This is a genomic window from Aminobacter sp. DSM 101952, assembly GCF_001424795.1.
In the GTDB taxonomy this organism is placed as follows: Bacteria; Pseudomonadota; Alphaproteobacteria; order Rhizobiales; family Rhizobiaceae; genus Aminobacter; species Aminobacter aganoensis.
Map to the genome: position 1 here is coordinate 57,538 of NZ_LMCL01000011.1, position 21,134 is coordinate 78,671.

Here is a 21,134-nt window from a genome sequence, read left to right on the forward strand (position 1 = left end):
CAGCCCCCTCAAACGAAAGGGCGGCCGAAGCGCCGCCCCGACCGCCCTAACCTATTCATGCCACATCAGCAAATGGACCAGTCCGGCCCGATCTGCTGCACAGTCTATGCTGCGCGCGTGTTCGGCTTGCGAGCGCCGAAGCGGCGCTTGCCGCCCTTGGGCGCGTTTGCCTTCGGACGATCGCCCTTCGGCTTGCCGCTATTGTTTCCACGCGGACGCTGGCCGTTGGGCCGGCGTTCCTCGCGCTCGCCACGATCGTTGGCCGGAACAAAGCCACGCGGTTCGCCGGCCGGACGTGCCGGATCCGGCTCGCCAAGATGGTCGGCATCGATGGTCAGCTTCATGCGGATGATGCGCTCGACCTGCCGCAGCTTGGAGTTTTCCGAGGGATCGACCAGCGTGACCGCGACGCCGTTGGCGCCGTTACGGCCGGTACGGCCGATGCGGTGAACGTAGCTTTCGGCTTCGTCAGGCAGGTCGAAGTTCACGACGTGGCTGATCCCCGGAACGTCGATGCCGCGTGCTGCGATATCGGTGGCGACGAGGATGCGGACCTTGCCGGCGCGGAAGCCATTGAGCGCGGCCTGGCGCGCGTTCTGCGACTTGTTGCCGTGGATGACGGCAGCCGGAAAGCCGTCGCGATCCAGGTCCTTCACGACACGGTCGGCGCCATGCTTGGTGCGGGCGAAGACCAGGACCGAGGTCATGGCCTCATCGGCCAGCATCTTGGCCAGGATCTGGCGCTTCTGCTTGGTACGGGCGAGGATGATGCTCTGGCGGATCTCAGCCGCGGTCGTGCTCTGCGGCGCAACCTCGACGCGGATTGGATCCTTGAGCAGGCCCTGTGCCAGTTCAGCGATTTCGGCCGGCATCGTGGCCGAGAACAGAGCGGTCTGACGGTTGCGCGCGGTCGCCTTGGCGATGCGCTTGACGTCGTTGATGAAGCCCATGTCGAGCATGCGGTCGGCCTCGTCGAGGACCAGCCACTGCGTGTCGGCCAGCACGAGGTCGCCTTCGCGGACGAGATCGGTCAGGCGGCCCGGCGTGGCAATCAGCACGTCGACGCCCGGAGCGATCTTCTTGACCTGCGAGAAACGCGACACGCCGCCGAGGACCAGCGCGGTCGAAACATGCGCGCCCTTGGCGAGGATCTTGATGGTGTCTTCGATCTGCACCGCGAGCTCGCGCGTCGGTGCCAGGATCAGCGCACGCGCCGTCTTGGGCCGGCGCTTGGTGCCAAGAGCCATGATCTTGGACAGGATCGGCAGCGAGAACGCCGCGGTCTTGCCGGAACCGGTCTGGGCGATGCCGAGGATGTCGCGGCCGGCCAACTGCGCCGGGATCGACTCGATCTGAATCGGCTTGGGCTCGTTGAACCCGGCCAACTGGGTGGCCTTGAGGAGCGCGCCGGTAATGCCGAGTTTGGCGAAGCCGTTCAGCTCCGCATTGATTTCATTCGTCAATATCTTCTTCTTTCGTGCGACGGCTATCCGCCACAAACAACAATGGCGGCAGGGCGCAACCTGCCGGCCCGAATCTCATGTGAAACGACAAGGCGGCGGACGAGTGTCCGCTCGGCTGCGCTGTCGTGCCCGCCGGCCTCATGCCGCGGGTCTATTCCGCCGCCTTCCGTCTGCCGGAAAGGGAGAAAACAGACGCAACCAGTCTCTCTGGGGAGAAAGCCGTAAGCCCGGCCCAAGCGCCTATGACGCCGCATATGGATCATTTGGCTCGAAATAGCAAGCCCACCATGCTGCGGTGCAGCATCGCAGTTCCTGTTTCCGGTCGCCTGTTCTGCTTCAGGCGGTGCCGACCACTTCGTTGTAAGTGTCAAGATCGACGTAGAATATCCTGGTGATCGCAAGGACCAGTTCGTCGCCCCAGTAGCCGTGCGATTTCAGGATGCTGACTGCGGTGAGTATGTCGACCGGTTCGGTCAGACGCCTCTTCATGCTTTCCTCGACAAACTGTTCCATCGGGCTGTCCCCTTGTCCGATTGCCCTGACGCAATGAACTCAGACCAGAACTCCCATCAGGGTATGGAACATCGCTTGCGCGGAACTTGCCGACGCGCCGACGGATCCATTCACAGACCGGGATGACGCGGGAAAGGCGGCCGACTCACAAGGCCGAGACCATGCTATCACAAGCCGGTGACAGCGCTATCGCCGGGGCGTGGCCGGTTCCGCCGGGACTGCAACTTCGAGTGCGAGCCGCACCATGTCGGTGAAAAGCTCCTGCCGCTCGGACGTCTCCGTCTGCTCTTCGGTAACGAGGCTGTCCACCACGGTACAGATCGACAGTGCCTTGGCACGGAAACGGGCGGCGACCGTGTAGAGCAGGCTGGTCTCCATATCGACCGCCAATGCGCCATGGGCTCGGACCCCGGCAAAGCGTCCAAGCACGTCGGGGTGGTAGAAGACGTCGCTCGACGCAGTCTGGCCGATATGATGATCCAGCCCCAGTTCGATGGCGCGCTGGGCGGCGCGCTGCAGCAGACCGAAGTCGGCGCTCGGCGCGTAGTTGTAGAAGCCGAACAACTGCCCATTGACCGCGCCGTCGTTGCTCGACGACTGCGAGATGACCAGGCTGCGCAGCTTGACGTGATCGGCCAACCCGCCGCATGTGCCGACCCGGATCAAAGTCCTGGCGCGGTAGGTGTCGAGAAGCTCGTGGGCATATATGGCCATCGATGGCGCACCGATGCCGGTCGTCTGAACGCTTATCGGAACGCCACGGAACCTGCCGGTGTAGCCGAGGGCGCCCCGCACCCGGTTCACGCACCTGACGCCGTCAAGGAAAGTAGCAGCGATCCACTCCGACCGCTGCGGATCGCCCGCCAACAGCACCGTTTCAGCGTAGTCACCGCGCCTTGCTTCATTGTGCGGCGTAGTCTGCATTGTTCCCCCCGACACGCGCCTGCCGGCATGATGGCATGATCGCCACATGCGGGAAAGCTCATAGAAGTCCGGGCAGAATTGAACAGGCAGAGGCTAGCTTTCAAGCACTTCCTTGACGACTGTCGCGAGTTGCTTGAGCGAGAACGGCTTGGGCAGGAATCCGAACTGCGCATCGGCGGGCAGGTTCTTGGCGAAAGCGTCCTCGGCATAGCCGGAAACGAAAATGAACCTGATGTCGGGCTGGCGCTTGCGCAACTCGCCAAGCAGCGTCGGGCCGTCCATCTCGGGCATGACGACATCGGACACTACGATGTCGATCTGGCCCTTGAGTTCGTCGAATATCTCGAGCGCCTCGACACCCGACGACGCCTCGTGAACGGTGTAGCCACGTGAGGTCAGCGCCCTCACCCCGCCCATGCGCACCGCATCCTCGTCCTCGACCAGCAGAACCGTGGCCGAACCGGACAGGTCCTTGGCGACGTTGGCCGCTCCGGCGTCCTGCGGCTTTGCCGCTGCAGCAGTCGTGGTTTCCGGCTTCACGTCATCCGCCGGCTGCGCCTTGACCAGATGCCGCGGCAGGAAGACGCGGAACACCGTGCCCTTGCCCACCTCGGAGTCGCAATAGATGAAACCGCCGGTCTGCTTGATGATGCCGTAGACCATCGACAAGCCAAGGCCCGTGCCCTTGCCGACTTCCTTGGTGGTGAAGAACGGTTCGAAGATCTTCTTTAAAACCTCGGGCGCTATGCCGCTGCCGGTATCCTCGACCTCGACAAGCACATAATCGGCCGGCACCAGTTCGCGATAGCCATAGGCCTTGCAGTCTTCGACCGGAACGTTCTTGGTCCGCACCATCAGCTCGCCGCCATCGGGCATGGCGTCGCGCGCGTTGACCGCGAGGTTGACCACCACCTGCTCCAGTTGGCCGATGTCGGCCCGGATCGGCCAGAGGTCGCGACCGTGATCGATCTTGAGCTTGATGCCGTTGCCGACCAGGCGGGCGAGCAGCGTACGAAGGTCGGCAAGCACGTCGGTGAGGTTGAGCAATTCCGGACGCAGCGTCTGCTTGCGCGAGAATGCCAGAAGCTGCCTGACCAGCGAGGCGGCGCGATTAGCGTTCTGCTTGATGTTCATGATGTCCGGGAAGGACGGGTCCGACGGACGATGATTGGTCAACAGCAGGTCCGACGCCATGATGATGGCGGTCAGCACGTTGTTGAAATCGTGGGCGATGCCGCCGGCGAGCTGGCCAACCGCCTGCATCTTCTGGCTCTGGGCCATCTGGCTTTCGAGCGCTTTCTGCTCGGTCGTCTCGACGGCATAGACGATGGCCGCCTCTTCGGCGCCGTCTGCATCAGAACCGTCGGCGACAGCGTTGACGTAGAAGCGCATGTGGCGCTCCTCGTTGTCGGGCAGCACGGTGTCGATCGGCGCGATGTCGGCCTGGCGCTGGTGCGCGCGCTCGAGCGCTGCGGCGAATGCGGCGCGGTCGCGTTCGTGGATGACCGTATCGAGGCGGACGCGCCGGTCGACCGCATCCCTGTCGACGACCGACGAGAACAGCGACAGGAACGGCGCGTTGGTGCGCAGGATGCGCCCGGCCTGGTCGACACCGGCGATGGCCATCGGCGTCGAATTGAAGAAGCGGGTGAAGCGGACTTCCGAAGCGCGCAACTGGGCGGACGAATCCTCGCCCTGGGTACGGTTGAGAACGATGGTGCGCGTCGGGCCGTTGATGCCCTCGCGGCTCGCCGAGACGCGGTGCATGAAACGAACCGGCAAGGCTTCGCCGTTGACCGTCGCGAGATCCAGGTCGATTACCGCGTTGCGCGTCGTCCCAGGATCGGCCTTGACCGAGCGGACAAGCGCCATGCCGTCGCCAGCGACGACCTCGTCGAGGCTGATGGCGCCGGGGGTGAAGCTCGCCAGATCGATGCCGAGCCAATCGGCCAGAGTCGCATTGACATAGGTAATGCGGCCATCCTGATCGGCCGAGAAAAAGCCCGCCGGCGCATGATCGAGGTGATCGATGGCCTGCTGGAGATCGAGGAAGAAGCGCTCCTGCTCGGCCCGCTCGGGCGAGATATCGGCAAGCTGCCAGGCATTCAGCGGCTGGCGCTGGCCGGGAATGCTGAAGGCCCGCGCCCGCACGCGATACCAGCGCGCGCCAGGTGCCGCACCTGGGCGAACGGATTGACCAAGGCGAAATTCGCCGTCGCCAGCCTGGCCGTCGCGCAGGCCCGAGGCCAGTTCGGAAATGGTCGACGACGCCTCGGGTACATCCGACAGCAGCCCTTCGACCGTCTTCAAGTCCGATGCGGTGGTGGCTCCGGTCATGTCGGCATAGGCGCGGTTGGCATAGACCACGCGACCCTTGGCATCGGTCACCACCAAACCTTGCGACATCGAATCGACAAAGGCCTTGGACAGGCCGTCGGCAGGCGAGCGCGGGGCGATCTGGATGAAGCCGATGGCGGTGGCGAAGAGGTAGCCGACGCCGATCATGGCAAGCACGCCAAGCATGCCCAGCAGGAACGGATCGCCCAGGCGCTCGCGGAACACGCCGAATACGATGGCAGCGCCGGTCAGCACGACGATGAAGATGATCAACCGGGTGATGGCATCGGGGCGCGCCGCCTGATCCACGATCGGAACCGGATAAAAGTCGTTGCGCGTTTCCTTGACCATGCCCCTGCGAGTCTCTCCGGCTCCCTCGTACCGGAGCGGTTGAATCACATTCTCCTTACCGGGAAAAGGCCCAGCCTCAAAAAGGCGGTGCAAGCCCGGGGCAAGATCATGCGCTTAGCTTCGTTCGTGGCTCTAATACGCGAATGGCAACTTGCCGGGCGCGGCAGCATGGCGTTAGTGTCGCCCGGCGCGGCGACGGGGAAAAGATATGTTCGAATGGCTGGATAGCGTGGCGGGACCCGGATATGCGGCGGCAGTGCTGTGGACGTTCGCGGCGCTGGTGCTGCTTGTCATCGTGCTGGTCATCGTCAAGCTGATCCGCAGCCTGACGTTCGGCACCTTCGTTGCTGGCGGCAGGAACAGGAAAACGCGCCTCGCCGTCATGGACGCGACCGCCGTCGACAGCCAGAGACGGCTCGTGCTGGTGCGCCGCGACGACATCGAACACCTGCTGCTGATCGGCGGACCGACCGATGTCGTGGTCGAAACGGATATCCGCATGACCGCGCCGCGCCGCCCGGCGCTGACCGGCACCGAAGGCGGGCAGGAAGCTGCTCAGCCGACCCGCCAAGCAGCAGCGCAACCAATGGCGCAGCGGCCAGCGGCACAGGCACCGGCCAGGCCGCCTCAGCCCGCGCCGGCAGCGCCCGTCAAACAAGCGCCGCCCAGGCTGCCGCTGTCGCCGGTTGCACCGGCTGCGCCCACTCCGGCGCCGAAGCCGGCCGTATCGGCAGCGACCTACGCCACTCCTGTTCGGCCGTCACCTGCTCCGACAGTTGCCCCGATACGCCGTGAAGAAATCGACGAGACACTGATGAAGGAGTTGGAAGTCTCGCTGGACGACAAGCCGCAGGTCAAATCGGCCAAGGCCATCGACCCGTCGCTTGACGACGAGATGGCGAAGCTGCTCGGCGAACTGACCAGCCAGAAGCGATGAACCTGCCGTCATGAAAACAAGAAAAAGGCGGCCGAAGCCGCCTTTTTCTTGTCCTGTCATCCCGCGATCAGTCGTCGCGATAGACCTTTTCGCGGCGCTCGTGGCGCTCCTGCGCTTCGATCGACAGCGTGGCGATCGGACGTGCGTCCAGTCGCTTCAGCGAGATCGGCTCGCCAGTCTCCTCGCAATAGCCGTAAGTGCCCTCGTCAATCCTCTGCAGCGCCGAGTCGATCTTGGAGATCAACTTGCGTTGACGGTCACGCGCCCTGAGTTCAATGGCACGATCCGTCTCGGACGATGCACGATCGGCAAGATCCGGATGGTTGGCGTTTTCCTGCTGGAGTATTTCGAGGGTTTCGCGAGCTTCGCGGAGGATGTCGTTCTTCCAGGCAACCAACTTAGCCCTGAAGTAAGACTTCTGCCGTTCGTTCATGAACGGCTCCTCTTCGGAGGGCACATAGCCAAGTGTAACGGTATCGTTCATTCGACTCACCCGACAACCCCGTTTTGGCGCCTATATATTCGCGGGCAAACGGTCGCACAAGCGTAATCCGCGAAAAGTTGAAGCCGAGACACAACTGACGATTCGGCGTGGCAACGGCGCAACTCTCTCCCCAAGAAACGCAGACTGGCATCGTCCGGTTGCAAGGCGCCCGGCGCTTGGCTACATCCTGAAGAGATAATTGGCGCAGGCTCGTCAGGAGCTTGAGGCTCCGGGAGCAACATTTGAGCAAGCTCTACCTTCTCAGACATGCCAAAGCGGGCTGGGCACTGCCCGGCGTCAGGGATTTCGACCGACCACTCGACGCCACAGGTGTCGCCGACGCCGAGGCGACGGGAACGGCGATGCGCGCCTGCGGCTACGTTCCCGAACTCACGCTCTGCTCCAACGCCCGGCGCGCCCGGGAAACGCTGGAGGGCCTGGCCGGCCATGCCGATACCGGACGCGTGGTCTTCACCGACGCGCTCTACAGCGCCGATGCTTCCGGCTATCTCGACAAGATCCGCGAAAACGGCCGGCACGGCTCGATCCTCGTCATCGGGCACAATCCGATGATGGAGGATCTCGCCATCGCCGTATCGGGCGACGGCGAGGAGGCCGCGCTGCATACGCTGCACACCGGATTTCCGACCTCCGGCCTCGCCGTGATCCGGCTCGAAGGCGCGTTGACCGGCGCCGAACTGGGCCGTGGCTATCTTGAGGCATTCCTGACGCCTGCCGATCTTTGAAGCCGGGCGCCATTTCAAATCCCGGGGGTGGCACCTATATCCGGCGCGACCGCATGGGGGATGACGATTGGCGTCACTGACCACCTTTACCGACGAGGCGCGCATCGCGCTGGACACGCTGTCCGGACGCGCGACGGGGCTGTTTTCGCCATCCCTGCGCCTCGGCGTCACCGGACTTTCCCGCGCCGGCAAGACGGTCTTCATCACGGCCTTCGTGCACAACCTGATCCATGGCGGCCGGCTGCCACTGTTCGAGGCCCAGAAATCCGGCCGCATCGCGCGCGCCTTCCTCGAAGAGCAGCCCGACGACGCCGTGCCGCGGTTCCAGTACGAAGATCATGTTGCGGCGCTTGTCGATCAGCGTATCTGGCCAGACTCGACGCGCGCCATCTCGGAACTCCGGCTGACCATAGAATTCGAGTCAGCCTCCGGCTGGAACCGCATGTTTTCAGCCGGAAAACTGTCCATCGACCTCGTCGACTATCCCGGCGAATGGCTGCTCGACCTGCCACTGCTCGGCAAGAGTTACGACGACTTTTCGCGGGAAGCCCTTGAGCTTGCACGCCTGCCGGTCAGGGCCGATCTGTCCGAGGCCTGGCGCGAGCTTGCGGCCACGGTGAAGCCGGAAGCCGACGCCGACGAGATGACTGCCCGGAAGCTTGCCGAGACGTTTTCCGCCTATCTCAAGGCATGCAAAGACGACGAGCGCGCGCTGTCGACCTTGCCGCCCGGGCGTTTCCTGATGCCGGGCGACCTCGAGGGCTCGCCGGCGCTGACCTTTGCACCGCTGCCAGGCCTTGGCCAGCGCGCCCGTCCCGGCTCGCTGCATGCGATGATGGAACGGCGCTACGAGGCCTACAAGACACATGTGGTGAAGCCGTTTTTCCGTGAACACATCGCAAGGCTCGACCGGCAGATCGTGCTGATCGACGCCATGCAGGCGCTCAATGCCGGCCCTGGCGCCATTGCCGACCTGGAGCGCGCGGTGACCGAAATCCTGGCCTGCTTTCGCCCAGGCCGGGGCAACCTCCTGACCGACCTGTTTTCACGGCGCATCGACCGCATCCTGGTGGCCGCGACCAAGGCCGACCACCTGCACCACGAGAGCCACGACCGGCTGCAATCGATCGTGCGGCGGCTGACCGATCGCGCCGTGGCGCGGGCGAACCTGTCAGGTGCCGAAGTCGACGTCCTAGCATTGGCTGCGGTGCGCGCCACGCGTGAAGGCACGGTCAAGCAAGGCCGCGACACCCTGCCCGTCATCATCGGAACGCCCATCGATGGCGAGGCGATTGGCAAAGAGCGATTCGACGGAAACTCCGAAACAGCCATATTTCCCGGAGACTTACCGGAAAAAGCCGATGTCGTGTTTCAGGATTTTGGCACCAATCATCGCCAGGATGCCAACGACCCGACGATCCGCTTCGTACGCTTCCGTCCGCCCAGGCTGGAACGGACCACCGAAGGCGTGACGCTGTCGCTGCCCCATATCCGGCTCGACCGCGCCTTGCAGTTCCTGATCGGAGACCACCTCGCATGAGCACGCCGCGCAAGCCTGCCGCGTTCCGCATCGAGCCGGAAGCCGATGTACGGGACACCGCTGCGGCCAAGACACCTCAGGCGACCGAGCGCAAACCGCGTGCGCTGGCCACAGGGTCGGTCATCGTCACCCCAGCCGAATTCGACGTGTTTGACGAGGCGGACCTTGTCACGGCCGAACCGCCGCCAGCTACGCCTCCCAGGCGCAGGTCACGACTAGGCGCAATCTTCCTCACGGCGGCGGGCATCCTGATATCGCTCGGCATCGGATTGTGGACGGACCGGCTGATCCGCGACCTGTTCGCTCGCGCCGATTGGCTTGGCTGGCTGGCGGTGGGTGCCGCGACCATCGCTGCGTTTGCGCTTGTCGTCATTCTGGTGCGCGAAGTGCTCGCGGTCTTCCGGCTCGCTTCGGTCGAGCGGCTGCGCAACCGGGCGACGGATGCGATCGAGCGCAACGACCCAAAGGCCGCGCGCGGCGTCGTCGACGAACTGTCGAGCCTGCTGGCGTCGAAACCCGAAACGGCGGCGGGCAGGCGCGCGCTGGCGGATCTGCGCGGCGAAGTCATCGACGGCACCGATCTGGTACGCCTGGCCGAGACCGAAATCCTGACGCCGCTCGATGCCCAGGCGAAGATCCTCATACTGGATGCCGCCAAGCGCGTGTCGCTCGTCACGGCAGTCAGCCCGCGCGCGCTGGTCGACATTGCCTATGTCGTGTTCGAGGCCGGCCGGCTGATCCGCCGGCTGGCGGAGCTCTATGGCGGCCGCCCGGGTACGCTCGGCTTCTTCAGGCTGGCCCGCAGTGCGCTCGCCCACCTCGCCGTCACCGGCTCGATCGCCGTCGGCGACAGTTTCGTCCAGCAGCTCGTGGGCCACGGACTTGCGGCAAAACTGTCGGCAAAGCTCGGCGAAGGCGTGGTCAACGGCATGATGACTGCGCGTATCGGAATCGCTGCGATGGAGACGGCGCGCCCCCTGCCCTTCGCCGCGGTCAAGCGGCCCGGCATGGGCGATTTCCTCGCCGCATTGACCTCATTCGCCACCAGGGACAAGGGTGCCGACAAGGCCAAATAGACGAAGCATTAACCATTTTTCGCCATGGTCCCTGCAATCAGTCGTTCCAGTTTCCTGTTGTCGGGTGTGCCCATGAAGCGCTTGTTCTTGTCCGCCGTTCTGCCCGTCATGGCGGTGTCGCTTTCAAGCTTGGCGCATGCCGAGCCCGCCAAGGCACCCGAGCGCGACAAGAAGTTCTTCAAGTCGGTCCAGGGCGAATGGGTCGGGCCCGGCGAAATCGTCGCCGGCAAGTACAAGGGTACCAAGTTCACCTGCAGCTTCACCGGCTCGACGCCGGACGGCAAGGTCGGCATGTCGCTCGATGGCGGCTGCCGCGTCGGCGTGTTTACCCAGAAAATGTCGGCAACCATCGAGCAGAAGGGACGCACTTATCGCGGGACCTTCCTCGACGGCTCCGCGGGCAAGGGTCTCGACATCGTGTCCGGCAACGTCGTCGACGGCAGGAAGGTCGTGCTTTCGCTGAACCGCAACCAGCTCAACGGCGTGATGCAGGCCCGCGTGCCGGACGAGAATTCGATGCATGTCACCGTTTCGGTGCGTGTCGACAAGCAGCTGGTGCCGGTGATCGGCATGAAGCTGTCGCGTGTCGATGACACCGCGGTCGGCGCCATCGCCAAGAACTGATAGCCCTTGCCTCAATGAAGAAAGGGCGGCGCCACCGGCGCCGCCCTTTCTGATTCTCGCCGCGAATCAGCCCTTGATGACGGTCAGCAGCTCGTCATAGGCCTTGCAGGCCTCTTCCGAGGTGGTGGCGCCGGTGTACTTGGACGCAACTTCCTGCACCTTGGCGGAAAGTTCGGCAGCCTTGGCCGGATCCTTGGTCACCGCTTCCTGAAGCGCCGTTCCCACTTCCTGGGCCTTCTTGGTCATGACTTCGGCGGTGCACTCCGGCGCGGCCTTCGAGCAAGCCGAAAGGCCAAGCGCAGCAACGCCGAGCACGGCAAACAGCATCTTTTTGTTCATGTCAGTCCTCTCCTCGTAGCCGGCAGGAAATGCCGGCGGCAGTTCAACCCCCCGCAGGTCGAAACGACATCGCCCTTAACGTCATGACATGTCACACGCAATGGCAGGTTGTAGGGCCAGCGCGTGCGTCTCGCCCGCATGGAAATTTCGATCGATCAGCCGGGCTGTTCGGCGGCGCACGAACCACCTATCTTGAACTTCCCCTCAAGCGGCTTGCTCCGCAAACAAAGGATCGACATAGCGCATGGCGGCAGAGACTACGGGCGTCGATCTGATACCGGTTGTGGCGTTGCTGGCCGCGGGCGTCGTCGCAGTCCCCATATTCAAGCGCATCGGCCTCGGCTCGATCCTAGGCTACCTCACTGCCGGCGTCATCATCGGCCCGTTCGGCATCGGCGTGTTCTCCGAGGCGGAGACCATCCTGCATGTCGCCGAGCTCGGCGTGGTGATGTTCCTGTTCATCATCGGTCTCGAGATGCAGCCGTCGCGGCTGTGGGGCCTGCGCCGAGAGATCTTCGGCCTTGGCGCATTCCAGGTCGGCCTTTGCGCCCTGCTGCTGACATCGATCGGGCTGGCGACAGGGTTTTCCGTTGCGCAATCCTTCGTCGCCGGTGCCGGCTTCGTCCTGACCTCCACGGCGATCGTCATGCAACTGCTCGAAGAGCGCGGCGAGATGTCGACGCCCAAAGGCCAGCGCATGGTGTCGATCCTGCTGTTGGAGGATCTCGCCATCGTCCCGCTGCTGGCGCTCGTCGCGTTCCTCGCCCCGGTTTCGGCCGGCGAGGCCGATGCCGGCTGGGCGAGCCGGCTGACTGACATCGGCATCGGCATCGCCTCCATCACCGGCCTGGTGCTGGCCGGCCGCTACCTGCTCAACCCGCTGTTTCGTGTCCTTGCCGATTCGCGTGCCCGCGAGGTGATGACCGCCGCCGCACTGCTGGTCGTGCTTGGATCGGCACTCGCGATGCAACTTGGCGGCCTCTCCATGGCGATGGGCGCGTTCCTCGCAGGCGTGCTGCTTTCCGAATCGACCTTCCGGCACCAGCTCGAAGCCGACGTCGAGCCCTTCCGCGGTATCCTGCTCGGCATGTTCTTCATCGCAGTCGGCATGTCGCTCGACCTGCTGGTGGTGGCGGCCAACTGGCAGATGATCGCCTTCTACGTCGTCGTCTACATGCTGGCGAAGGGCATCGGCATCTACGTCGTGGCGCGCTGCCTGCGCTCCGGACATCGCGAGGCCCTGGAGCGCGCGGTGGTCATGGCGCAAGGCGGCGAATTCGCCTTCGTGCTCTATTCGTCTGCCCTCGCCGTCGGCATCATCGACGGCGAATCCAACGCCATCCTCACAGCGATCATCATCATCTCCATGGTGCTGACGCCGCTGGCGATCATGGTGCTGCGCCGCTTCACGCCAAAGGACGAGCAGTCGCTCGAAGACGTCGACGTGGCGGCGGAACTGAGCGGCACGGTACTGGTCATCGGCTTCGGGCGATTCGGCCAGATCGCCAGCCAGCCGCTCCTGCTGCGCGGCGTCGATGTCTCGATCATCGACAACGATGTCGAAATGATCCAGGCGGCGGCCGATTTCGGCTTCAAGGTCTATTACGGGGACGGTACCAGGCTCGACATCCTGCATGCCGCTGGTGCTGGACGCGCCCGAGCGGTGCTGATCTGCGTCGACAAGGCAGATGTGGCTGTCCGCATCGCCGGGCACCTCAGGGCCGAATTCCCGCTGATACCCGTGCTGGCGCGAGCCTACGACCGCGGCACGGCGATCGAGCTCATTCGCGCCGGCGTCGATTTCCAGCTGCGCGAGACATTCGAATCGGCGCTGCTGTTCGGCGGCTCCACGCTTGAAAAGCTCGGCGAGGATCCCGACGAAGTCGCCGAAGTGATCGAAGAAGTGCGCAATCGAGATGCGGCGCGATTGGAGATGCAGTTCGCCGGTGACATCCGGTCCGGCGGAAACTATCTGCAGGGCAACATACCGGGCCCGGTGCCGACGCCGCTGACGCCACCGCGCCGTGCCGCCAAGGCACTCAACGAGGAAGCGGCAAGCGTCATCGCCAGGAAGACGGCCGAACAGACGGAAAGGAATTGATCATGATGGACAGGCAGCGCGCAACCGAAGTCGTCGCCTATTGGCGCGAAGCCGGCCCCGAAGGCTGGTTTCGCAAGGACGATATGTTCGACGACCGGTTCCGCAGCCGTTTCGGCGACCTGCACATGGCTGCCGCCAAGCGCCAGTGCGACCATTGGGCCAGCGACCCCGAAGGGGCGCTGGCGCTGATGATCCTGCTCGACCAGTTTCCGCGCAATTGTTTCCGCGGCAGCGGCCACATGTATGCCACCGATCCGCTTGCCCGATATTTCGCCCGCAAGGTCATCGACGACGGCCATGACATGGCCACCGAAGGACCGATCCGCGTGTTTTTCTACCTGCCGTTCTCGCACTCGGAAACGCTGGCCGACCACGACATCCCGCTCGAACGCTCGACCGCCCTTGGTGGCGACTACCTGAAGCACGCCATTGGCCATCGCGACATCGTCGCGCGTTTCGGCCGATTCCCGCACCGCAACTTCATCCTCGGGCGCGAGTCGAGCGAGCAGGAACTGGCGTTCCTCGAAAGCGGCGGCTTTTCCGGCTGAGCGCCTCAGAGCTCCAGTTGCATCAGCGGTCGGCCGGGCTTGCGCTCGGCCGCCCGCCGAAAGCCTGCCTGCTCGAACACCCTTGTCGAGCCGACGAAAAGGCCGACCGAGCGCGAATCCTTCGACTGGTCCATCGGGCATGCCTCCAGCCGCCGGGCACCGCACCGGCGCGCGAAGTCGATGCCGGCACCGACCATTTGGTGGGTCAGCCCCCGGCCGCGCGCCTTGTTGCGGATGAAAAAGCACGAGATCGCCCAAACGCCGGGGTCAGCGGCATCACCGGGATCGAGAGGAGCGGAACCCCTGCCCGCATTGTTGAACTCGGGCACGTCGGCGCGCGGGCCGATCTGCATCCAGCCTGTCGCCTGCCCGGCCTCCAAGGCAAGCAAGCCCGGCGGCGGCCCTACCTCGATGCGCGCCCTGATGTGGTCCTTGTTGCGCTCGCGATTGCTTGCGCGGCGGGCCGCCGGCGGCAACCGGAAATAGGTACACCAGCAGCCGTAGCAAGCGCCCTGCTTGCCGAACAGATCTTCGAAATGCGGCCACAGATCAGGCGTCAGCGGCAAGATGGCATCAGTCATGGATAGCTCCGTCGCGCAGCCTTGTCGCGGCACAGCGGCTGGCATAAAATCGCCTTCGTTCTCTTTATGTTCGCAGTGAAGGCGATGCCTGTCAACGATCCCAGCCACGGTTTCTGCCGCGACTGCCTTGGCCTTCAGCGCGGCACGGGCCCGCGTTGCCATGCCTGCGGCAGCCCTCGGCTGTTGCGCCATGCCGAACTCTACAAGCTGCATCTCGCCCACATCGACTGCGACGCCTTCTATGCCGCCGTGGAAAAGCGCGACAACCCCGACCTGAAGGACAAACCCGTCATCATCGGCGGCGGCAAGCGCGGCGTGGTTTCGACAGCCTGCTACATCGCCCGCATCCATGGCGTGCGCTCGGCGATGCCGATGTTCAAGGCGCTCGAAGCCTGTCCGGAAGCGGTGGTCGTCAAGCCCGACATGGAGAAATACGTCCGTGTCGGCCGCGAGGTGCGTGCGATGATGCAGGCGCTGACGCCGCTGGTCGAGCCGATCTCCATCGACGAGGCGTTTCTCGATCTCGACGGCACCGAGCGCTTGCACGGACTGCCGCCGGCCCTGGTGCTGGCCCGATTCGCAGCCGCCGTTGAAAAGGAGATCGGCATCACAGTCTCGGCAGGACTGTCCTACTGCAAGTTCCTGGCAAAGATCGCCTCCGACTTCCGCAAGCCGCGCGGCTTTGCCGTCATCGGCGAGGCAGAGGCAGTGGGTTTCCTGGCGCAACAGCCCGTGACGATGATCTGGGGCGTCGGCAAGGCCTTTGCGGCAACGCTCGAACACGATGGCATCCGCAGCATCGGCCAGCTCCAGCGGATGGATCGCGGCGACCTGATGCGGCGCTACGGCACCATGGGCAGCCGGCTCTACCACCTGTCACGCGGCCAGGACGACCGCCAGGTGTCGCCGGAGCACGAGGCAAAGAGCGTCTCGGCGGAGACGACTTTCGACACCGATCTCGCGACGTCGGCCGACCTCGTGCCGGTCCTGCGCGCCTTGTCGGAGAAGGTGTCGGCGCGGCTGAAGAAAGCGGGAATCGCGGGCCGGACCGTCGTGCTGAAGCTCAAGACGCAGGATTTCAAGACCAAGACCCGCAACCGGCAGCTTGCAGATCCGACAAGGCTCGCCGACCGCATCTTCCAGACCGGCATGCAATTGCTGGCCAGGGAAACCGATGGCACCAAATACCGCCTGCTCGGCATCGGCGTCAGCGACCTGTCGGACGACGGACGCGCCGATCCGCCCGACCTGGTCGATGTCCAGTCACGCAAGCGCGCACTTGCGGAAGGTGCCATCGACGTGCTGCGCGGCAAGTTCGGCAGGCAAGCCGTCGAGACCGGCTACACATTCGGCAAGGGCCGCAACACCCGCCCGCCGGAACCGCTGGACGACTGAGCTGCCCTTCAGATTGGCTTGCCCTCGATGAGGCTGATGCGCGGCCCGGCGTCGACGATGTTCGTCAAACGGAAGCCGGAGGCAGCGAAGAGACCTGCGAACTCGTCTTCGGTCCGCTCCTGCCCGCCGGGCACTGCCAGCATGTTGAGGTCGGCGAACTTGGCGCGCGCGCCTTCGTTGGGCGGTGCCAGCACCGCGTCCAGCACGACCAGCCTGCCGCCAGGCCTGATCGCCCTGCGGCAGCTTTTCAGGATGGCTATCGAGCGTTCGTCGTCCCAGTCATGCAGGATCCATTTCAACACATGCGCGTCGGCCCCCTCGGGCACGGCGCGGAAGAAGTCGCCGCCGATCACCTGGCAGCGTTCGGCCACCGACGCTGCCTGCAGCACCGGCCCCGCGCCCTCCACCACCTGCGGCTGGTCGAACAGGATGCCCCGCTGCGACGGGTTGCGAGCCAATATGGCGGCCAGCAGCGCGCCCTGCCCGCCGCCGACGTCCATCAAGATCTCGAACCTGCTGAAATCGTATGCAGCCAGGACGGCCGCGGCGACGGCAGGCACGAAGGACGACATCGCCCGGTCGAAGATCAGGGATTCCTCTGGATGCTCGATGCGATACTGCCAGACGCCTGTCCCATGGACGTGGGCGAAGGCATTCTCGCCGGTGCGCACGCTGTGCAGCAGTTCGCTCCACGCATCGCGATAATAGGCTCGCCCGACCATGCGCGCCCACGCTCCGACGGAGTGCTCGGCATCGGAACGCAGACCTGCGCCAAGGCTGGTGAGTGAAAACTGGCGCGCGTCGCCTTCGTGCAGCACGCCAACCGACGCCAGCGCACGCAGAAGCCGGTAGAACGACTGCGGGTGTGACGATGTGGCTGCCGCGAGATCGTCGCTTGTGCGCGGCCCGTTGGCCAGGTGGTCGGCAACGCCAAGCGTTGCCGCAACGCAGATCGCCTGGGATACCTGGTACCCATTCACCATCTGCATGAGCTCTGATGCGGCGGCCTTCTCGTCCATGACGAAGCCTTCAAGTGCCTGGTGCGATCCTGAAATCAAAGCGATTGAAGCTGGATTGCGCATGCCCAGAAGCGGCACGCACTACATGTGAGCGCCACCTAAATTACCAGCTGGGATTGTCCGCCGCAACACGCCGCAATTCGGCGTGCCGGTACCAAGCGCGACACCTAGACCAATTCGACTTCGACCACGCCAGGCACCGCCCGCATGGCGGAGGCGATGGACGGCGTGATGCGATAGCGCTCGCGCAACTCGATCTCGATCTCGCCCTGCGCCTCGCCCTTGAGCACGATGAAGCTGACCTCGCCCTCGCCTCGCACCGTCAGGTGGTTGGACAGGGTGTTGAGCGGCGTTGCATCGCGCACGAAGATGCGCAGCGTCTTCTGCACCCGACTGGCCTCGTCTTCCAGCGACTGCACGGTCTGGATGCGCAGGCTGACACCCTCCGGGCGGTCTTCGGCAGCGACCGTGATGACCACCGACTTGCCAGGCTCGAGCAGGTCCCGGTATTGCGCCAGCGCTTCAGAAAACAGCACGGATTCGTATTGGCCGGAGACGTCGGAGAACTGGACAACGCCCATCTTGTTGCCGGTCTTGGTCTTGCGTTCCTGCTTGGTTGTCACCGTGCCTGCAAGGCGGCCGGCGGTTGCGCCGCGCTTCACGGCCGCGGCGAAGTCGGTCCAGTTCTGGACACGCATCTTTTCGAGCGCCGCCTTGTATTCGTCGAGCGGATGCGCCGACAGATAGAAGCCGACGACCTGGAATTCGCGATGCAAACGGTCGGCTGGCAGCCACGGCTCGGCCTGCGGCAGGTGCAGCACCGGCGCCTGCCCCGAAAAGGCGCTGCCGAAGATGTCGGATTGGCCAAGCGTGGCGTTTTCATGCGCCAGCGAGGCCAGGCCCATCATGCGCTCGATGCCGGCCATCAGGGCTGCGCGATCGTAGCCGAAGCAATCGAACGCACCGGCCATGATCAGGCTTTCGAAAACACGCTTGCCGACGATCTTGGGATCGATGCGCTCGCAGAAGTCGGCGAGGCTGGCGAACGGCTTCTCGGTACGCTTGGCGACGATGTGCTGGACCGCCGCCTCGCCGACGCCCTTGATGGCGGCGAGCGAATAGAAGATCTTCTTTTCGCCAACCTCGAAATCGCGGAAGCTGGTCATGACCGATGGCGGCACGACGTCGATGCCGAGACGCATGGCGTCCTGGCGGAAGTCGTTGAGCTTGTCCGTGTTGGACATATCGTAGGTCATCGAGGCCGCGAGGAACTCGACTGGATAATGCGCCTTCAGATAGGCCGTCTGGTAGGAAACGATGGCGTAGGCTGCGGCGTGCGACTTGTTGAAGCCGTAGTCGGCGAACTTGGCAAGCAGATCGAAGATGGCATTGGATTGGGGCTTGGACACCCCTTTTTCCATGGAACCGGTGACGAAACGCTCGCGCTGCTTGTCCATCTCGGCGCGGATCTTCTTGCCCATGGCGCGGCGCAGAAGGTCGGCTTCGCCGAGCGAGTAGCCCGACAATTCCTGCGCGATCTGCATGACCTGTTCCTGGTAGACGATGACGCCTTGGGTCTCCTTCACCAGATGGTCGATCATCGGATGGATCGAGGCGATTTCCTCCTCGCCGTGCTTGCGGTTGTTGTAGGTCGGAATGTTCTCCATCGGGCCCGGGCGATAGAGCGCCACAAGCGCGATGATGTCCTCGACGCGGTCGGGCTTCATGCCGATCAGCGCCTTGCGCATGCCGGCACTTTCAACCTGGAAGATGCCGACGGTTTCGCCGCGCGACAGCATGGCATAGGTCAGCGGATCATCCAGCGGGATGAGCGCGAGATCGATGTCAACGCCGCGGCGGCTGATGAACTGCAGCGCCTTCTGCAGCACCGTCAGGGTCTTCAGGCCAAGGAAGTCGAACTTCACCAGCCCGGCCTGCTCGACATATTTCATGTTGAACTGGGTGACCGGCATGTCTGAGCGCGGGTCGCGGTACATCGGCACGAGTTCGGACAACGGCCGGTCGCCGATGACGATGCCGGCGGCATGGGTCGAGGCGTGGCGGTAGAGGCCTTCGAGCTTCTGCGCCATGTCGAGCAGCGTCTGGACGATCGGTTCGCGCTCGGCTTCCTCGGCAAAGCGGGGCTCGCCCTCGATGGCCTGGCCGAGCGTCACCGGGTTGGCCGGGTTCTGCGGCACCATCTTGCAGAGCTTGTCGACCTGGCCGTAGGGCATCTGCAGCACGCGGCCGACGTCGCGCAGCACGGCGCGCGCCTGCAGCGTTCCGAAGGTGATGATCTGGCCAACCTGGTCGCGGCCGTATTTGGCCTGGACGTAGCGGATGACCTCTTCGCGCCGATCCTGGCAGAAGTCGATGTCGAAGTCGGGCATCGAGACGCGGTCGGGATTGAGGAAGCGCTCGAACAGCAGCGAGAACCGCAGCGGGTCGACGTCGGTGATGGTGAGCGCATAGGCGACGAGCGAACCCGCGCCCGAACCGCGGCCCGGGCCGACCGGAATGCCCTGCACCTTCGCCCATTTGATGAAGTCGGCAACGATCAGGAAGTAGCCGGGGAATTTCATGCGCTCGATGATGCCGAGCTCGTATTCGAGACGCTCCTTGTATTGCTCCGGCGTGTAACCCTCTGCCAAGCCGCGGGATTCAAGCCGCATGGCAAGGCCATCATGGGCCTGCCGGGTCAGCTCCGCAGCCTCGGCCGCCACCGCCGCATCCGCATCGGCGATGTCGCCGCCGGTGAAGCGCGGCAGGATCGGATTGCGGTTCTTGGGATAATACGAACAGCGCCGGGCGATCTCGACCGTGTTGTCAATCGCTTCAGGCAGATCGGCAAAAAGCTCCGACATCTCCTTCTGGGATTTGAGGAAATTGTCCGCGGTCAGTCGACGCCTGTTGTCTTCGGCAACCACCGAACCCTCGGCGATGGCGATCAGCGCGTCGTGGGCCTCATAGTCGGCACGGGTCGGGAAAAACGCCTCATTGGTCGCAACCAGCGGCAGGCGATGCCGGTAGGCAAGGTCGATTGTTGCGGCCTCGATGCCGCGATCATAGCCGGCCAGGCGTTCCAGCTCGACATAAAGCCGGTCGCCGAACGTCGCCTGCATTCCGACAAGCCGGGCTTCGGCCAGGGCGTGGTGATCGCTCTTGATCGCGCTGCCTACCGGTCCGCGCGGCCCGCCGGTCAGGCAGATGATGCCGTCCGCAAGTGCCTCGATCCAGTCGAGCTTGGCATGCACCGGTTCGCCATTGGGCGTTTCCAGATACATGCGGCTGACGATGCGCACGAGGTTGGCATAACCCGCCTCGGTGGCGGCGATCAGCACGATGGGAAACAGGTCGAGCGCCTGCTTGAAAACAGGCCCTCGCTGGCTGGCATCCATGTTTTCGGCGAAGTCGACATCGACCTGGCAGCCGACCAGCGGCTGCACGCCGTCCTTGGTCGCCTTCTGGGCGAATTCCAGCGCGCCGAACAGATTGTTGCTGTCGGCAACCGCAATCGCCGGCGCAGCGTCCTTCACGGCATGTGCAACGACCTTGCCGAGCGGCAACGCACCTTCGAGCAACGAATAGGCGGAATGAACACGCAGGTGAATGAACGTCCTTGCCGAAGCCTCTGGCTTTGCTTCTGCTTTTAGCGCTTCACGCTTCAGTGGATCGCGCGGGGGCCGTTCACTCGACATCGAATCGTTTGCCTTGCAGGGAGGATTTCGGCCGGCATGTTCGGCCAGGGGCGCCATCGTGTCCATCCCGCATGGGGTCACGCCGGAAACGCCTTGTGGAGGACGATGCGGGGAAGCCGCTTTAGCACCTTGCGATGTCGCCTTCCCGGTTGATCGCCCGGCCAAAACCTGAAACCCTGCCGCCGAATTTTTGCCCCCGAAATACATGAAGGAACATCGCCATGAAAACCCGCGCCGCAGTTGCCGTCGGAGCCGGAAAGCCGCTCGAGATCATGGAGGTGGACCTGGAGGGTCCGCGCGAGGGCGAGGTGCTCGTCGAGATCAAGGCGACCGGCATCTGCCACACCGACGAGTTCACCCTGTCGGGCGCCGATCCCGAAGGCATCTTCCCGGCGATCCTCGGCCATGAGGGTGCCGGCGTCGTCGTCGATGTCGGCAAGGGCGTGACCTCGCTCAAG

18 protein-coding genes are annotated in these 21,134 nt (G+C 64.2%); 9 read left to right on the plus strand and 9 right to left on the minus strand.

Going from position 1 to position 21,134, the window contains the following annotated elements:
• Positions 1-104 precede the first annotated feature (104 nt).
• The 4 genes from ASC75_RS09955 to ASC75_RS09965 all read right to left on the minus strand — a co-directional run bounded on the left by ASC75_RS09955 (position 105) and on the right by ASC75_RS09965 (position 5,588).
• Positions 105-1,463, minus strand: a complete 1,359-nt coding sequence (locus ASC75_RS09955) for a DEAD/DEAH box helicase (protein WP_055973916.1) — start codon at positions 1,461-1,463, stop codon at positions 105-107.
• Positions 1,464-1,799: 336 nt separating this feature from the next.
• The gene (locus tag ASC75_RS26410) at positions 1,800-1,976 is read right to left on the minus strand and encodes a hypothetical protein (protein ID WP_184117330.1); all 177 of its coding nucleotides are present in this window, start codon (positions 1,974-1,976) and stop codon (positions 1,800-1,802) included.
• A gap of 186 nt (positions 1,977-2,162) precedes the next feature.
• Entirely contained in the window at positions 2,163-2,900 is a 738-nt protein-coding gene (deoD, locus tag ASC75_RS09960) for a purine-nucleoside phosphorylase (protein ID WP_055973919.1), read from the minus strand.
• Positions 2,901-2,993: 93 nt separating this feature from the next.
• On the minus strand, positions 2,994-5,588 hold the full coding sequence (locus ASC75_RS09965) for an ATP-binding protein (protein WP_055973923.1): 2,595 nt from the start codon (positions 5,586-5,588) through the stop codon (positions 2,994-2,996).
• Positions 5,589-5,796: 208 nt separating this feature from the next.
• Between ASC75_RS09965 and ASC75_RS09970 the strand changes: the two genes are divergently transcribed.
• A complete protein-coding gene (locus tag ASC75_RS09970) occupies positions 5,797-6,525 on the plus strand; it encodes a flagellar biosynthetic protein FliO (protein ID WP_055973926.1) in 729 nt (242 codons plus the stop codon).
• 67 nt (positions 6,526-6,592) lie between these two features.
• Here ASC75_RS09970 and dksA read toward each other — a convergent pair whose 3' ends face one another.
• Complete coding sequence (dksA, locus tag ASC75_RS09975; RefSeq protein ID WP_055973928.1) at positions 6,593-7,009, minus strand: RNA polymerase-binding protein DksA; 417 nt, start codon at positions 7,007-7,009, stop codon at positions 6,593-6,595.
• Between the two features lie 242 nt (positions 7,010-7,251).
• On the opposite strand from dksA, the gene ASC75_RS09980 reads away from it, so the two are divergent.
• The 4 genes from ASC75_RS09980 (at position 7,252) to ASC75_RS09995 (ending at position 10,995) form a co-directional block, all read left to right on the plus strand.
• Complete coding sequence (locus tag ASC75_RS09980; RefSeq protein ID WP_055973931.1) at positions 7,252-7,755, plus strand: histidine phosphatase family protein; 504 nt, start codon at positions 7,252-7,254, stop codon at positions 7,753-7,755.
• Between the two features lie 67 nt (positions 7,756-7,822).
• The gene (locus ASC75_RS09985) at positions 7,823-9,295 is read left to right on the plus strand and encodes a YcjX family protein (protein ID WP_055973936.1); all 1,473 of its coding nucleotides are present in this window, start codon (positions 7,823-7,825) and stop codon (positions 9,293-9,295) included.
• Complete coding sequence (locus tag ASC75_RS09990; protein ID WP_055973939.1) at positions 9,292-10,371, plus strand: TIGR01620 family protein; 1,080 nt, start codon at positions 9,292-9,294, stop codon at positions 10,369-10,371. The genes ASC75_RS09985 and ASC75_RS09990 overlap by 4 nt, the downstream gene beginning before the upstream one ends.
• Before the next feature lie 72 nt (positions 10,372-10,443).
• Positions 10,444-10,995 carry a hypothetical protein gene (locus ASC75_RS09995; protein ID WP_055973942.1) on the plus strand — a complete coding sequence of 184 codons (552 nt, stop codon included), beginning with the start codon at positions 10,444-10,446 and terminating at the stop codon, positions 10,993-10,995.
• A 66-nt stretch (positions 10,996-11,061) separates the two neighbouring features.
• Here the strand turns inward: ASC75_RS09995 and ASC75_RS10000 are convergent, their stop codons facing one another.
• Positions 11,062-11,334 carry a hypothetical protein gene (locus tag ASC75_RS10000; protein WP_156381184.1) on the minus strand — a complete coding sequence of 91 codons (273 nt, stop codon included), beginning with the start codon at positions 11,332-11,334 and terminating at the stop codon, positions 11,062-11,064.
• A gap of 244 nt (positions 11,335-11,578) precedes the next feature.
• Between ASC75_RS10000 and ASC75_RS10005 the strand changes: the two genes are divergently transcribed.
• Both ASC75_RS10005 and ASC75_RS10010 read left to right on the plus strand, forming a co-directional pair.
• Complete coding sequence (locus ASC75_RS10005) at positions 11,579-13,435, plus strand: monovalent cation:proton antiporter-2 (CPA2) family protein (RefSeq protein ID WP_055973945.1); 1,857 nt, start codon at positions 11,579-11,581, stop codon at positions 13,433-13,435.
• A 5-nt stretch (positions 13,436-13,440) separates the two neighbouring features.
• Positions 13,441-13,983: a DUF924 family protein gene (locus ASC75_RS10010; protein ID WP_082496503.1), complete on the plus strand. Its 543-nt coding sequence runs from the start codon at positions 13,441-13,443 to the stop codon at positions 13,981-13,983.
• A 5-nt stretch (positions 13,984-13,988) separates the two neighbouring features.
• On the opposite strand, the gene ASC75_RS10015 is transcribed toward ASC75_RS10010, so the two are convergent.
• Positions 13,989-14,564 (minus strand): GNAT family N-acetyltransferase, encoded by a 576-nt coding sequence (locus ASC75_RS10015; RefSeq protein ID WP_055973950.1) that lies wholly within the window; start codon positions 14,562-14,564, stop codon positions 13,989-13,991.
• 66 nt (positions 14,565-14,630) lie between these two features.
• Between ASC75_RS10015 and ASC75_RS10020 the strand changes: the two genes are divergently transcribed.
• Complete coding sequence (locus ASC75_RS10020) at positions 14,631-15,959, plus strand: DNA polymerase IV (protein ID WP_055973953.1); 1,329 nt, start codon at positions 14,631-14,633, stop codon at positions 15,957-15,959.
• A gap of 8 nt (positions 15,960-15,967) precedes the next feature.
• On the opposite strand, the gene ASC75_RS10025 is transcribed toward ASC75_RS10020, so the two are convergent.
• Both ASC75_RS10025 and dnaE read right to left on the minus strand, forming a co-directional pair.
• A complete protein-coding gene (locus ASC75_RS10025; protein WP_055973956.1) occupies positions 15,968-16,978 on the minus strand; it encodes a methyltransferase in 1,011 nt (336 codons plus the stop codon).
• Positions 16,979-17,145: 167 nt separating this feature from the next.
• Positions 17,146-20,676, minus strand: a complete 3,531-nt coding sequence (gene dnaE / locus ASC75_RS10030; protein ID WP_055973982.1) for a DNA polymerase III subunit alpha — start codon at positions 20,674-20,676, stop codon at positions 17,146-17,148.
• A gap of 221 nt (positions 20,677-20,897) precedes the next feature.
• On the opposite strand from dnaE, the gene ASC75_RS10035 reads away from it, so the two are divergent.
• The coding region (locus ASC75_RS10035) for an alcohol dehydrogenase catalytic domain-containing protein (RefSeq protein ID WP_156381185.1) at positions 20,898-21,134 on the plus strand (237 nt) is incomplete at its 3' end.

Coding starts and splice junctions, on each gene's coding strand:
- dksA (WP_055973928.1), bottom strand. CDS start 7,009: ATGAACGATACCGTTACACTTGGCTATGTGCCCTCCGAAGAGGAGCCG.
- dnaE (WP_055973982.1), bottom strand. CDS start 20,676: ATGTCGAGTGAACGGCCCCCGCGCGATCCACTGAAGCGTGAAGCGCTA.
- ASC75_RS10005 (WP_055973945.1), top strand. CDS start 11,579: ATGGCGGCAGAGACTACGGGCGTCGATCTGATACCGGTTGTGGCGTTG.
- ASC75_RS10015 (WP_055973950.1), bottom strand. CDS start 14,564: ATGACTGATGCCATCTTGCCGCTGACGCCTGATCTGTGGCCGCATTTC.
- ASC75_RS09995 (WP_055973942.1), top strand. CDS start 10,444: ATGAAGCGCTTGTTCTTGTCCGCCGTTCTGCCCGTCATGGCGGTGTCG.
- ASC75_RS09965 (WP_055973923.1), bottom strand. CDS start 5,588: ATGGTCAAGGAAACGCGCAACGACTTTTATCCGGTTCCGATCGTGGAT.
- ASC75_RS09990 (WP_055973939.1), top strand. CDS start 9,292: ATGAGCACGCCGCGCAAGCCTGCCGCGTTCCGCATCGAGCCGGAAGCC.
- ASC75_RS26410 (WP_184117330.1), bottom strand. CDS start 1,976: ATGGAACAGTTTGTCGAGGAAAGCATGAAGAGGCGTCTGACCGAACCG.
- ASC75_RS10000 (WP_156381184.1), bottom strand. CDS start 11,334: ATGAACAAAAAGATGCTGTTTGCCGTGCTCGGCGTTGCTGCGCTTGGC.
- deoD (WP_055973919.1), bottom strand. CDS start 2,900: ATGCAGACTACGCCGCACAATGAAGCAAGGCGCGGTGACTACGCTGAA.
- ASC75_RS10025 (WP_055973956.1), bottom strand. CDS start 16,978: ATGGACGAGAAGGCCGCCGCATCAGAGCTCATGCAGATGGTGAATGGG.
- ASC75_RS09970 (WP_055973926.1), top strand. CDS start 5,797: ATGTTCGAATGGCTGGATAGCGTGGCGGGACCCGGATATGCGGCGGCA.
- ASC75_RS10010 (WP_082496503.1), top strand. CDS start 13,441: ATGGACAGGCAGCGCGCAACCGAAGTCGTCGCCTATTGGCGCGAAGCC.
- ASC75_RS10020 (WP_055973953.1), top strand. CDS start 14,631: ATGTTCGCAGTGAAGGCGATGCCTGTCAACGATCCCAGCCACGGTTTC.